The sequence below is a fragment of the Microbacterium sp. 2FI genome, from assembly GCF_005502885.1.
GTDB lineage: Bacteria > Actinomycetota > Actinomycetes > Actinomycetales > Microbacteriaceae > Microbacterium.
Window position 1 is genome coordinate 111,311 of record NZ_SCMR01000002.1, and the last position, 13,198, is coordinate 124,508.

At 68.4% G+C, this 13,198-nt stretch carries 11 protein-coding genes and 2 tRNA genes; 4 read left to right on the plus strand and 9 right to left on the minus strand.

The window, feature by feature from the left end; translation table 11 throughout:
* Nucleotides 1-5 precede the first annotated feature (5 nt).
* Nucleotides 6-1,088, plus strand: a complete 1,083-nt coding sequence (locus FFS15_RS02910; RefSeq protein WP_137843508.1) for a DMT family transporter — start codon at nucleotides 6-8, stop codon at nucleotides 1,086-1,088.
* A gap of 6 nt (nucleotides 1,089-1,094) precedes the next feature.
* On the opposite strand, the gene FFS15_RS02915 is transcribed toward FFS15_RS02910, so the two are convergent.
* The 3 genes from FFS15_RS02915 to FFS15_RS02925 form a co-directional block, all read right to left on the minus strand.
* Nucleotides 1,095-1,382 (minus strand): hypothetical protein, encoded by a 288-nt coding sequence (locus FFS15_RS02915; RefSeq protein ID WP_137843509.1) that lies wholly within the window; start codon nucleotides 1,380-1,382, stop codon nucleotides 1,095-1,097.
* Nucleotides 1,383-1,434: 52 nt separating this feature from the next.
* Nucleotides 1,435-1,511: transfer RNA gene (locus FFS15_RS02920), tRNA-Ile, on the minus strand.
* 32 nt (nucleotides 1,512-1,543) lie between these two features.
* Nucleotides 1,544-3,547 (minus strand): DUF262 domain-containing protein, encoded by a 2,004-nt coding sequence (locus FFS15_RS02925; protein ID WP_137843510.1) that lies wholly within the window; start codon nucleotides 3,545-3,547, stop codon nucleotides 1,544-1,546.
* 158 nt (nucleotides 3,548-3,705) lie between these two features.
* On the opposite strand from FFS15_RS02925, the gene FFS15_RS02930 reads away from it, so the two are divergent.
* The gene (locus FFS15_RS02930; RefSeq protein ID WP_137843511.1) at nucleotides 3,706-4,479 is read left to right on the plus strand and encodes a hypothetical protein; all 774 of its coding nucleotides are present in this window, start codon (nucleotides 3,706-3,708) and stop codon (nucleotides 4,477-4,479) included.
* Nucleotides 4,480-4,667: 188 nt separating this feature from the next.
* Complete coding sequence (locus tag FFS15_RS02935) at nucleotides 4,668-5,171, plus strand: DUF3145 domain-containing protein (RefSeq protein WP_137843512.1); 504 nt, start codon at nucleotides 4,668-4,670, stop codon at nucleotides 5,169-5,171.
* Between the two features lie 154 nt (nucleotides 5,172-5,325).
* Here the strand turns inward: FFS15_RS02935 and FFS15_RS02940 are convergent, their stop codons facing one another.
* From FFS15_RS02940 to aceE, 6 genes are all read right to left on the minus strand, one after another.
* The gene (locus FFS15_RS02940; protein ID WP_137843513.1) at nucleotides 5,326-6,564 is read right to left on the minus strand and encodes a beta-ketoacyl-[acyl-carrier-protein] synthase II; all 1,239 of its coding nucleotides are present in this window, start codon (nucleotides 6,562-6,564) and stop codon (nucleotides 5,326-5,328) included.
* A 103-nt stretch (nucleotides 6,565-6,667) separates the two neighbouring features.
* Nucleotides 6,668-6,916, minus strand: coding sequence for an acyl carrier protein (locus FFS15_RS02945; protein ID WP_137843514.1), 249 nt, complete (start codon nucleotides 6,914-6,916; stop codon nucleotides 6,668-6,670).
* Nucleotides 6,917-6,991: 75 nt separating this feature from the next.
* On the minus strand, nucleotides 6,992-7,993 hold the full coding sequence (locus FFS15_RS02950; protein WP_137843515.1) for a beta-ketoacyl-ACP synthase III: 1,002 nt from the start codon (nucleotides 7,991-7,993) through the stop codon (nucleotides 6,992-6,994).
* A complete protein-coding gene (locus FFS15_RS02955) occupies nucleotides 7,990-8,928 on the minus strand; it encodes an ACP S-malonyltransferase (RefSeq protein ID WP_137843516.1) in 939 nt (312 codons plus the stop codon). Before FFS15_RS02955 ends, FFS15_RS02950 begins: the two co-directional genes overlap by 4 nt.
* A gap of 84 nt (nucleotides 8,929-9,012) precedes the next feature.
* Nucleotides 9,013-10,230: a helix-turn-helix domain-containing protein gene (locus FFS15_RS02960; protein ID WP_137843517.1), complete on the minus strand. Its 1,218-nt coding sequence runs from the start codon at nucleotides 10,228-10,230 to the stop codon at nucleotides 9,013-9,015.
* Between the two features lie 8 nt (nucleotides 10,231-10,238).
* A complete protein-coding gene (aceE, locus tag FFS15_RS02965) occupies nucleotides 10,239-12,968 on the minus strand; it encodes a pyruvate dehydrogenase (acetyl-transferring), homodimeric type (RefSeq protein ID WP_137843518.1) in 2,730 nt (909 codons plus the stop codon).
* Nucleotides 12,969-13,110: 142 nt separating this feature from the next.
* On the opposite strand from aceE, the gene FFS15_RS02970 reads away from it, so the two are divergent.
* Nucleotides 13,111-13,187, plus strand: a tRNA-Val gene (locus FFS15_RS02970).
* Nucleotides 13,188-13,198 lie beyond the last annotated feature (11 nt).

The window sequence follows — 13,198 nt, forward strand, 5'->3', positions numbered from 1 at the left end:
GATACGTGGTGTTGACAGCGGACGAGCTTCAGGACGTGGGCGACCAGCTCGTCGGCGCCTTCCAGAACCCGGGAATCCTCATCGGCATCCCGCTGGCGCTCCTGGGCGCGGTCTTCATGTCGTTCGGCGCGCAGTATCAGCACCGCGGCGTCACCAAGGTCGAGAAGCTGAGCGGCTCGACCGGCGCACAGGGTCTCAGCGGCGGCCAGCTCGTGCGCCTGCTGTCGCGCCCCTCGTGGGTCATCGGCACCGTCATGCTGGGGCTCGCGATCATCTGCCAGCTCTTCGCGCTCGCGTATGCACCGCTCATCGTCGTCCAGCCTCTCGGTGCCATCGCGCTGGTCATCACGACGCTCTTGAACGCCAAGGTCAGCGGTCACAGGCCAAACAAGCGCTCGCTCATCGCCATCGCCGCGTGCGTGGGTGGCATCTTCGTGTTCGTCACGATCGCGGCGATCTTCGCCACCGAGAAGCCGGTGTCGGATCAGCAGCTCATCACGATCCTGCTGATTCTCGCCGCTGTCACGATCGTGTTCGCGGTGCTCTGGGTGTGGCTGCGCGCCCGCATGGGGGCGCTGTTCTACATCATGGCCGCCGGCGTCATCTACGGCTTCGTCGCGACGCTCGCGAAGGTCGTGATCAAGCGCATCCAGGACGAGAACTTCGAATGGCTGACGCTGACCTGCCTCGCCGCCCTCATCCTCGGCGCGATCATCGGCGCCTACTTCGTTCAGACCGCCTACTCATCCGGCCCACCCGACCTCGTGATCGCGGGTCTCACCGTCATCGACCCGATCGTCGCCATCCTGATCGGCCTGTTCGTGCTGGGGGAGGCTACCGGCGCCCCGCTGTGGGCGTACATCGCGTTCGGCGTCGTCGGAGCGATCGCCGTGTGGGGCGTCCTTCAGCTCGCCCGGTATCATCCGCAGGTGCTCAGTGACAGCCAGGAACTGCCGATCCCGCGCGGCAGCGCGGCGGGCGGCGAGCCCGCGCACCCGAGCACCGGATCGATCCGCGTGACCGAAGCGGTCGCGAAGGTGTGGCCCGACCCGCCGATCAAGGACAAGGGCGACCGCCCCGCCGAGTGAGCGCCGTCAGCCCGCGACGTCGATGATGATGCGCCCGTCATCCAGGCGGCCCTTGTCACCCGGCGTCGGTGCCGGCGCCGGAAGCTCGACCTGCGCCTCCCACCGGGCGTGCGCGTCTTCGGCGGACGGACGCCACACGGCATCCATCCCCGATCCGACCCCCGCGAGCGAACCGCCTGCCGTTCCGTCGAGTTGACGGCGCAGGTGATCGCGCTTGAGTCGCGGGGCGAGAATGATGAGCGTCAGCGTGGCGGCGAGCACGATGCCGAGAACGAGGGCTCCGATCGCATCCATGCCGACGATTGTCCCACGGATGCCGAAGGCCGCCTCGCGGCGGCCCTCGTGCTGGTAGGGCGGGTGGGACTTGAACCCACGATCGTCGGGTTATGAGCCCGCTGCCTTGACCAGCTTGGCCACCGCCCCTCGCGTATCGAGCCTAGCGCCCGACCCCGCGCCTACATCGCGGCGCCGATGTAGGAGTACTTGACGAACACCTCGGGCGCGAGGCCCGCCTCGTCGAGGACGCCCTGCACGGCGCTGAGCATGTAGCTCGAGTCCCACCCCATGTAGAGAGAGTGCTCGTCGTCGAGGCGATCCCACTGCCCGTTCCACGACTGCGCCGTGTAGACCGGCCCGCCGCGCCGAGCGCTGTATGCCATGACGTCGGCTCGGGCATCAGCCCAGAGACGCTTGAAGACGCGGTTGAAGAGGTACTTGACGTCGGACACCTCCCAGTGCTCCCCGCGGTACTCGACGTAGTCCCACTCCCGCTGCCAGCCGCGCGGCCAGCCACGCCGATGCACGGCATCCAGGATCGGCGTGAGCCCGTCGTCGTCGATGCCGACATCGCCCGGACGCCGCCACACCTCGACGAAGCGCTGTGTCAGCAGGGCGGAGCGCGCTGAGATCGCCGCCGTGCCCCACGCGTCGGTCGCGGCGACATCACGTGTGAGCGATACATCGCTCTGCGCATACAGGGTGCGCTTGCCGGGGAACGATCGGTCGAATGCCTGCGACGCGAGATCGGATTCGAGCAGCGCGAGATTGCCGAGCGTCTGCGCCAGGGCACGGTGGCTGTTCTGCTCGTCCTCCGAGTAGTCGGCCCACGCCCGCACGCCGTCACCGCTCCACGCGTCGCCGGGAGCGAGGGGGAAGATGTGCTCGACGTCGAGGTCGGCCCCGTCCGCGTCCGCGAGACGCCCGAGGACGTAGCGCGCGTGGGGGAGAGGCGTGTACTTCAGAGCCACTCGCACACGCTTGTCCGACGGAGTGATGCGAGAGATCGCCAGCACGAGCGCGTCGATGCCGTCGTCGCGCGCGCGGCACAGCCGTGCGACAAGTCGTTCCGTGGGAACGCCGACGACGGTGCGGCGCACGAGAAGCGCCTGGACCTGCTCCAGGGTCTCGATGAGCTCGCCCTTTGTGATCAGAGCATCCTGGTACTCGCGATAGGCCCTCATCACGAGCGGATACAGCGCCGTTCCGAACGTGTTCACGTACCGCAGCTGACGCGCGATCTCGGGATCCGATTCGTGCGCGGGTTCCAACAGGATGCGGTAGATCTCGGAGAACTGCCGCCATGTCGCGGCGTGCTCGCGCAGGTCGTCGTACTCCAGACGCGGGAACACGTGACGGAACGCGTCATATACGCCGCGACCGTCCGCGAGGGTGACCTCGCGACCCGTGACCATCACGAGGTACTGACGCCAGAACGCCGCGATCGACGCGCCCGTGTTCCGCTCGATGGGCAGCCAGTATGCCTCTTCGACCGCGCTCTGCTCGGCGTGGCTGAGTCCCATGAGCACGTAGTTGTGGATCAGCTCGTGGTCGCGCAACGGCTCGCCGGTCGAGTTGAGGCTCTCGAAGATCTGCTGCGCGTTCGCTCCGGCGCCGATGGTGATGGCGACGTGCTCGAGCTTCTGCAGCCCCCGCCAGATGCGCGGCGCTTCGTCCGGGCTGATCTGACTGCGGAAGAAGGCGTAGTTGTCGTCGAAGCGGGAGTCCCGAACGGCCGTCGCCGAGTCGGCACGGTCGAGGACGACGCGTTCGAAGACGTCGGCCCATGCGCGGTGCGGGCGCAGCTTCGTCCGCACCGGATCGGTCGCCGCGACCAGAACGCGTTCGAGCTGCCGTGCGAGTTCCGGATCGACGTCTCGCACCGTGTGATGCAGCGCCGCGACCAGCAGCATGAGTGTCGTGATGCGCTGTTGACCGTCGATCAGCACGAGTTCCGGGGACGCGGCATCGTGGCTGACCGACGACAGGATCGACCCGATGAAGTGCATGTGCCGATCGCCGAGATCGGCGACGGCGCGGATGTCGGAGAGCAGCTGCTCGCAGCCGCCGATGTCCCAGCGATACTGACGCTGGTAGACGGGCACGACGATCGTCCAGTCGCCGGCGGCGAGCCAGCGGAGGGTGTTGACCGCGGTCGCGTCGACATTGGTGGCGTTGACCATAGCCTGTCGAGCCTACTCGACGGGTATCGGATGCCGAGGCCGCGGCATCCGATATTCACGGCGCCGGCGCCGGGGGCGGCACAGGGCACCGGGGTAGGCTTGCCTAAGTTGGGCTTGTTGAAACGTGCTGGCCCGCCTACCGAAAGGCATGATCCGTCATGGGTTACATCAAGTGCGCCGCTCTCGAAGAGACCGGCTACGTCGTCCTCGACCGATACAACCAGGAGCTCGACCCCCAGGAGTGGCTCGACATCGAGTACAACGACTGGAAGTCCTCGGGCGACACCCGCTTCGCGCCCCTTGCCAGCGCCTTCGGCGACATCGAGTGCAACGGCTTCTGGAACCACAAGCCGCCGCGCACCGACAAGGACGGCGTCTGGATCGAATCGCAGGTCCAGAAGGCTCCGAACCTCGCGCGGCGCGCGCAGGAGCCCGGCGCGAACGTCGGCCGCTGCCGCGTGATCGAACTGCAGCCGACGCCGTACGGCGACTGCCTCTACAACCTGCACCAGGACGACAACAATCGCCTCAACCCCGACGGCACCGGCTGGGTCGTGCGCGGATTCTTCAATCTGACGGACGACAAGGACAGCTTCTTCGTCCTTCGCGAGAACCGCACCGATCCCGAAGGCGAGACGCGGATCGCGCTTCCCGCCGGCGCGCAGCTGATCATCGACACGCAGCGCCTCTGGCACGCCGCGACCCACGTCGGCACCGAGCCGCGCTACAACCTCATCACGTCGTGGACCTCGGGCCCCGAGCTCGACGCCTACATCGAGAAGTACAACGGCGTGAACCGGGTCGACAGCTTCGAGGTCGATCAGGACATCCTCGACGCCGGCTACCTCGAGCAGGCGCGCAAGGACGCCGCGCGCGCGGCCTACTACGCAGCCAAGGGTCAGGCCGCCGTGAACGTCATGAGCGAGGCCTGAGCACGGCTTCCCTCAGCAGAGAGCCCCGGTCCTCGCGACCGGGGCTCTCTCATACGCCGCGACACGGTAATCACAGCCTTGTCATTTGCTCGTCGGGTGGGCGATAATGGCCCCAGCACAATCGAACAGAACGCCACGGATCCGTGTCAGGTCGTTGGGGAAGACGCACCTGATGAAACGGAGAGATGATGGCGACACCACAGGCGCGTGGAGTGATCTTCATTCACTCTGCGCCACGGGCATTGTGCCCCCACTTGGAGTGGGCGGTCGGTCGAGCCCTCGGGCGAGCCGTCAGCTTCGAATGGGCAGAGCAGCCGGTGCTCGCAGGCAGCCGGCGGGCTGAATTCTACTGGGACGGCACGGCCGGAACCGGCGCGGCTCTGGCCACGGCGATCCGCGGGTGGGAGCACCTGCGCTTCGAAGTCACCGAGGATCCGACGCCGCGCAGTGACGGCGGCCGCTGGCTGCACACTCCCGGGCTCGGCATCCACTATGCGCAGACCGATACCGCGGGCAATGTCGTGATCGGCGAAGACCGCATCCGGTACGCCCTGGAGGTGGCCGGCGGCGATGCGGCGGAACTCCACCGCGAGCTTCAGATCGCACTGGGTGCGGCGTGGGACGAGGAACTCGAGCCGTTCCGTCACGCGAGCGACGACGCCCGCGTGGTGTGGCTGCACAAGGTCGGCTGAACCACCCACAGACTCAGGCGGGCCGAGGCGTCACTACCGAGGCTCGGAGGCCCCATGATCCCGGGCCGCGGGAACGCGAATCACCGCCTGACACGATAGACGCCCCCGGCGCCTCGACGGATCGAGAGCGACCGAGGGCGTCTGTCGTATGCGCCTACACCGAGGCGAATGCCGCGACGGCGTTGTGGCCGCCGAACCCGAACGAGTTGCTGATCGCGAGCTGGTCACCCGCGTCGAGCGGTGTCGGCGAACCCGAGAGGCGGAAGGGGACCTCGGGATCCTGCGTCGTGAGGTTGATGGTGGGCGGCGCCTGACGATCGCGGATCGCGAGGATCGTGAAGATCGCCTCGAGTGCCCCGGTGCCGCCGAGAAGGTGGCCGGTCGAGGCCTTCGTAGCCGACACGGGGATGTCGTCGACACGCGTGCCGAAGACGGCCCGCAGCGCCTGGTACTCGTTGGGGTCGCCCACGGGCGTCGACGTCGCGTGCGCGTTGATGTGGGTCACGTCGTCGGGAGAGGCGCCCGCCATCTCCAGCGCCATGCGCACGGCACGGGCGGCGCCCAGACCCTCGGGGTCGTTGGCGGTGATGTGGTACGAGTCGGCGGTGACGCCGCCGCCCACGACGGCTGCGTAGATCTTGGCACCGCGCGCACGCGCGTGCTCCTCGGTCTCGAGGATCAGCACCCCAGCGCCCTCGCCCATGACGAAGCCGTCGCGGTCGATGCTGCCGGGTCGCGATGCGGTGGCGGGGTCGTCGTTGCGTCGCGAGAGCGCCTGCATCGACGCGAAGGCCGCGATCGTGACCGGATGGATCACCGCCTCGGTGCCGCCGGCGATCACCACGTCGGCGAGGCCGGCGCGCAGGTGCTCGACCGCGTTGACGATCGACTCGGTGCTCGACGCGCAGGCGCTGGCGACCGTGCGAGCGTACGCGCGGGCGTTGAAGTGCAGCGACAGATTGCCGGCTGCCGCATTCGGCATGAGCATCGGCACCGTCATCGGCATGACACGACGCGGTCCCTTCTCGCGGAGAGTGTCCGCTGCGTCCAGCAGCGTCCAGAGCCCGCCGATGCCGGTCGCGAAGTCGACGCCCAGTCGCTCGGGGTCGACATCGGGGCTGCCGGCGTCCGCCCACGCCTCCTTGGCAGCGACGAGCGCGAACTGCGCTGAGGGGTCGAGCCGCTTGGCGATCGGCCGCTCGAGAACCGTGTCGGGGCGCACCTTCGCCTGCGCGGCGAAAGTGACCGGGAGCTGATTCTGCTCCACCCAGTCGTACTCGAGCGTGGCGGCGCCCGAGACGCCGTCGAGCAGCGCCGACCAGCTCTCGGGGGCGGTGCCACCCAGGGGTGACGACGCGCCGATGCCGGTGACGACGATGCGGGAGTTGCTCATGCGGTGACGATCCTCGTGAAGTCTGCCGGTGGGGGCTCACAGCCCCCACCGGGGGTGGTGCACATCAGCACACCGGGGGTATGGGGCGGAGCCCCATCGATTGCTACGCCTGGTTCGACGTGATGAAGCTGACGGCGTCACCGACGGTCTTGAGGTTCTTGACCTCGTCGTCGGGAATGGTGACGCCGAACTTCTCCTCGGCGTTGACGACGATCGTCATCATCGAGATCGAGTCGATGTCGAGGTCGTCGGTGAACGACTTCTCGAGCGCGACCTCGTCGGCCGAGATGCCGGTCTCGTCGGTGATGAGCTCGGCGAGTCCGGCGAGGACCTCGTCGGTGGTGAATGCCATGGGTGTCTCCTGTTTCTTCGGGGTTCGCGGACCGGTTGCGGGCCGGGTCTCAGTCTAGGGTCGGGGCTTCGCCGCTCACGGGAGCACGACGACCTGGGCGCCGAACACCAGTCCGGCGCCGAAGCCGATCTGAAGGGCGAGCCCGCCACTGAGTTCGGGGTGCTCTTCCAGCAGTCGGTGGGTAGCGAGCGGGATGGATGCCGCGGAGGTGTTCCCGGTCGTCTCGATGTCCCGACCGACGATGACGGTGTCGGGAAGCCCGAGCTGCTTGGCGAACTCGTCGATGATGCGCATGTTCGCCTGGTGCGGCACGAAGGCGGCGAGATCGGCGGCTTCGATACCGGCCGCCTCGAGAGCCTGCCGCGCGACCTTCACCATCTCCCACACCGCCCACCGGAAGACCGTCGGGCCCTCCTGGCGCAGGGTCGGCCACGCCACCTTGCCGTCGCGGAAGTCGGTGAGCGTGCCGTTCATCCCGACGGCCTCTGCCTTGGACCCGTCGGATCCCCACACGGTCGGTCCGATGCCGGGGGTTTCGCTCGGCCCGATGACGACCGCACCCGCCCCGTCGCCGAGGAGGAACGAGATACTGCGGTCGGCGGGGTCGACGACGTCGCTGAGCTTCTCCGTGCCGATCACGAGAGCGTAGTGCGAGGCTCCGGCGCGGATGAGTGCGTCGGCCTGAGCGACGCCGTAGGCGAAGCCCGCGCACGCGGCGTTGAGATCGTAGGCTGCGGCGGGGTTCGCCCCGACGCGGTCGGCGACGATAGCCGACACCGAGGGCGTCTGCTTCGGGTTGCTGATCGTCGCGACGATGACAGCGTCGATCAGCTCCGGGTCGACGCCCGAACGCTCGATGGCCTCACGCGCCGCATCGGTGGCGAGGTCGATCGCGTCGGTTTCGGCGACCGCGCGCGTGCGCGTGACGATCCCGGTGCGCTGGCGGATCCACTCGTCGCTCGAGTCGATGGGCCCGACGAGGTCGTCGTTGGGGACGGCGATCTCACCGCGCGCGGCGCCGTACGCGTAGATGCGCGTATGGGCGACGCCGGTGGGCTGGATGAGGGTGCGGGTCATGCGGAGGCCTCCGGTCGGACGTCGGCGGCGCCGAGCAGCGCCGCGGCGGCCTCGAGGTCGTCGGGGGTCTTCACAGCCACCGCGGGGACGCCGCGCAGCGCGCGCTTGGCGAGCCCGACGAGCGTACCAGCGGGAGTGAGCTCGATGAGGGCGGAGACGTCGGCGCTCGCGAACGAGGTCATGCAGAGGTCCCAGCGAACGGGCGAGGCGACCTGGGCGACGAGCATCTCGACGAACACCTCACCCGACGAGACGGGCTCGCCGTCGCGGTTGCTCCAGATCATGAGCGCAGGATCGGATGCCGTCACTTCCGCGGCGGCACGGCGGAGTGTCTCGACGGCGGGAGCCATGTACCGGGTGTGGAAAGCACCCGCGACCTGCAGAGCGATCACGCGTGTGCCGGCTGGGGGCTCCGCCGCCAGCCCCTGCAGCGCCTCGAGCGAGCCTGCGGCGACGAGCTGACCTCCGCCGTTGTAGTTGGCGGGCGTCAGCCCGAGCTGCTCGAGGCGTGCCACGACCGCTGTCTGGTCACCGCCGATGACAGCGCTCATGCCGGTCTGCTCGACGGCTGCGGCATCCGCCATGGCCCGTCCGCGAATGCCGACGAGACGCATCGCATCCTCCTCGGACAGGATGCCTGCGGCTGCGGCTGCGGCGAACTCGCCGACCGAGTGACCCGCGACGCCGCCGATCTTCGTGCGAGCTTCGGCGTCGAGGGCGCCCCACGACAGCAGACTCGCGGCGACGATGAGGGGCTGGGCGACCTGCGTGTCGCGGATGCGATCGGCGTCCCACTCCGTGCCGGCGGCGACGAGGTCGACGCCCGACCATTCAGAGTATGCGGCGAGACGGTCGGAGGCGCCGTCGAGCGCGAGCCACGGAAGCAGGAACCCGGGGGACTGGGACCCCTGACCAGGGAAAACGGCGATCATCACCTCTCCATCCTGCCAAGGATCATGGCGCGCCCTCTGGCGATCCCGGCACAAGAATGCCGGAAGGCTTTGTGCGGGTCGTACAGCTCAGGGGCGCGTTCGCCGGGTCGACGGCGGCCGACGCCGGGTGGCGTCGGTTCCGATCGAGCCGAGGATCAGCGCAGTCTGGAGGATGAGCGCCTCGCGCGGACCGGTGGCATCCCACCCGATCACCTCGGAGACGCGCTTGAGCCGATAGCGCACTGTGTTCGGATGCACGAACAGCTCGCGCGCAGTCGCCTCGAGCGAGCGGCCGTTGTCGAGATAGCTCCACAGCGTCGCAACGAGATCCGCGCTGTGCGCCTGGAGGGGCCGGTAGATGCGATCGACCAGGGTGTGCTTGGCGAGGGGATCGCCGGCCAGCGCGCGCTCCGGGAGCAGGTCGTCGGCCTCGACCGGACGCGGCGCATGCCGCCAGGCGCGCGCGACGGCGAAACCGGCAAGCGCAGCACGGGCGCTCTGGCCGGCATCCACGAGCGCTGGCACCGTCGGTCCGAGCACGAGGTACCCGGTGCCGAATCCCGGCTCGAGGCGCTTCGCGATCTCGGTGAACGGCAGGGTCGGGGTCATCTCCTCGCTGCCGGCGGGAGGTTCGGCCCTGCCCACGACGAGCACGAGCCGCGAGCCCTGCACGCCGATGAGCACGTCGACGCCGAGCTTTCGAGCGGTGCGACGCAGCTGATCGATGTCGAACTGCGGCGGCGTCGTACCCACGAGCACCGCCACCTCGCCGTGACCGTGCCAGCCGAGCGCCGCGATGCGGCTGGGCAGCTCCTCATCGGCCTCGCCCGTGAGGATCGAGTCCACGACGAGCGCCTCCAGGCGCGCGTCCCACAGGCCCCGGGCCTCGGCGGCCCGCGCATACACATCGGCGGCGGCGAACGCGACCTCGCGCGAGTAGAGGAGGATTCCCTCCCGCAGATGCTCGCCCTTGCCGGCGACCCGCTCCTCGGTGACTTCGACGGTGACACGGATCAGCTGCAGCGTCTGCTGCAGGCTGACACTTCGCAGCAGCTCACGCGGAGCCGCTGCGAAGATGTCGGCCGCGATCCACGGCGTCGATGTGGGGTCCTCGTACCACTGGATGAACGCGGTGATGCCCGCCTGCGCGACCAGCCCGACCGCCGAGCGCCGCGCCGGCGGCATCTCGGCATACCAGGGGAGAGTGTCCTCCAGTCGCTTGATCGTCACCGTCGCGAGGTCGCCCGAGATCCGTCGCAGCCAGGCGAGGGTGTCGGACTTGTCCATCGAGGCGGGGCCGGACATCGGTCGTGTCAGCTCTCGCCGCCCGCGTTCCCGCTGGTGCCGGCCGAAACGTCGTGCAGACGGTACTTCTCGATCGCCTGAGCGGCGAGACCGCGATCCACGGTGCCGTCCTCGGCCAGCGCCTGAAGCGTGCGCACGACGACCGACGGTCCGTCGATCTTGAAGTAGCGCCGAGCAGCAGGACGCGTGTCGGAGAACCCGAACCCGTCTGCACCGAGGGTGACGAAGCGGTTCGGCACCCACGGGCGGATCTGGTCCTGCACTGCGTGCATGAAGTCGCTCACGGCGACCACGGGGCCTTCGGCAGCCCGCAGCTTCTCGCTGACGTAGGCCGTGCGGGGCTCAGCATCCGGGTGGAGGAAGTTGTGCTCGTCGGCGGCGAGGCCGTCACGGCGCAGCTCGTTCCACGAGGTCACCGACCACACGTCGGCCTGCACGCCCCAGTCGTCGCGCAGCAGCTGCTGCGCCTCGAGCGCCCACGGCACGCCCACGCCCGAAGCGAGGATCTGCGCGCGGGGTCCGTCGCCCTCGGGCGAGGAGATGCGGTGGATGCCGCGCACGATGCCGTCGACGTCGACACCCTCGGGCTCCACCGGCTGCACGTAGGGCTCGTTGTAGACCGTCATGTAGTACATGACGTTGGGGTCGGGGTGCTCGCCGCCGTACATGCGCTCGATGCCCGAGCGGACGATGTGCGCGATCTCGTACCCGTAGGCGGGGTCGTAGGCGACCGTGGCGGGGTTCGTGGACGCCAGCAGGTGCGAGTGTCCGTCGGCGTGCTGGAGCCCTTCGCCCGTGAGCGTCGTGCGTCCGGCGGTGGCGCCGATGATGAACCCGCGGGCCATCTGGTCGCCGGCTGCCCACTGCGCGTCGCCGGTGCGCTGGAATCCGAACATCGAGTAGAAGACGTAGACCGGGATGAGCGGCTCACCGTGCGTCGCGTACGACGTGCCCGTCGCGGTGAACGCGGCCAGGGCGCCCGCCTCGTTGATCCCGACGTGAAGGATCTGGCCCTGCGGGCTCTCCTTGTACGCCAGCAGCAGCTCACGGTCGACCGAGGTGTAGTTCTGGCCGTTCGGGTTGTAGATCTTCGCCGTCGGGAAGTACGCGTCCATGCCGAACGTGCGGGCCTCGTCGGGGATGATCGGCACGATGCGGTGGCCGAAGTCCTTCGCGCGCAGCAGGTCCTTCAGCAGTCGCACGAACGCCATCGTGGTGGCGATCTCCTGCGTGCCGGAGCCCTTCTTGGGAAGCGCGTAGGCCTGGTCGCCGGGCAGCTCGAGACCGACGTGGTGCGTGCGCCGCTCCGGCAGGAAGCCGCCGAGCTCGCGCCGGCGCTCGAGCATGTACTGGATCGTCTCGTCCTGCGCGCCGGGGTTGTAGTACGGCGGCAGATACGGATTCTCCTCGAGCTGCGCGTCGGAGATCGGGATGCGCATCGAGTCGCGGAAGTGCTTGAGGTCTTCCAGCGTCATCTTCTTCATCTGGTGGGTCGCGTTGCGGCCCTCGAAGTGGTGGCCGAGCCCGTAGCCCTTGATGGTCTTCGCGAGGATCACGGTGGGCTGGCCCTTGTGCTCGACGGCGGCCTTGTAGGCGCCGTAGACCTTGCGGTAGTCGAGCCCGCCGCGGCGGAGCTTGCCCCAGATATCCTCGTCGGACCAGTCCTTCACGAGCGCGGCCGTGCGCTCGTCGCGCCCGAAGAAGTGCTCGCGGATGAAGGCGCCGTCCTCAGCGCGGTAGGTCTGGAAGTCGCCGTCCGGCGTCGTGTTCATCAGGCGCACGAGGGCGCCGTCGGTGTCGTTGGCGAGCAGCTCGTCCCAGCCGCTGCCCCACACCACCTTGATGACATTCCAGCCGGCACCCCGGAAGAAGCTCTCCAGCTCCTGGATGATCTTGCCGTTGCCGCGCACCGGGCCGTCGAGTCGCTGAAGGTTGCAGTTGACGACGAATGTGAGGTTGTCCAGGCCCTCGTTCGCCGCGACCTGCAGCTGGCCGCGGCTTTCGACCTCGTCCATCTCGCCGTCGCCGAGGAACGCCCACACGTGCGAGTTCGAGAGGTCCTTTACGCCGCGGTTGGTGAGGTACTTGTTCGACATCGCCTGGTAGATGGCGTTGATGGGCCCGAGTCCCATCGACACCGTCGGGAACTGCCAGTAGTCCGGCATGAGGCGCGGGTGCGGGTACGAGGGGATGCCGTCGGCGCCCTTCGACTTCTCCTGGCGGAACCCGTCGAGCTGTTCCTGGGTGAGGCGTCCTTCGAGGAAGGATCGCGCGTAGATGCCGGGGGAGGCGTGCCCCTGGATGAAGACCTGGTCGCCGCCGGACGGATCGTCGAGGCCGTGGAAGAAGTGGTTGAACCCGACTTCGTAGAGCGAGGCCGACGACGCGTAGGTCGAGATGTGCCCGCCGACGCCGATGCCCGGTCGCTGCGCGCGATGCACGGTGACCGCGGCGTTCCAGCGGATCCAGCGGCGATAGCGGCGCTCGAGCTCTTCGTCGCCGGGGAAGTCCGGCTCGTTGTCGGGCGAGATGGTGTTGATGTAGTCGGTCGTCGGCACCTGCGGCACATTGAGCTGCAGGTCGTGCGAGGACTGGAGGAGGCTCAGCATGATCTCGCGTCCGCGCCCACGCCCCTTGGCCTGCACGAGCTGCTGGAGGGACTCCTGCCACTCGGCGGTCTCGTCGGGGTCGCTGTCGAGGGGGCCCTGGGAGTACGGATCCTGATCGTTGACAGTCACAGATGACCTTTCGTCGTCTGGCAGATCGTGCCAGGGAATCGCAACAGGAGCGCCGCATGCTTTGTCAGTCATGCACAACGCACCGAGTGTCAGCCTACCGAGTCGGAGAGCACCAGGAGCACCTCGTAGACTTGAGCGTCACGGGCCTATAGCTCAGTTGGTCAGAGCACCTCGCTTACACCGAGGGAGTCGGGAGTTCGAGTCTCTCTGGGCCCACCACTTCACGATCG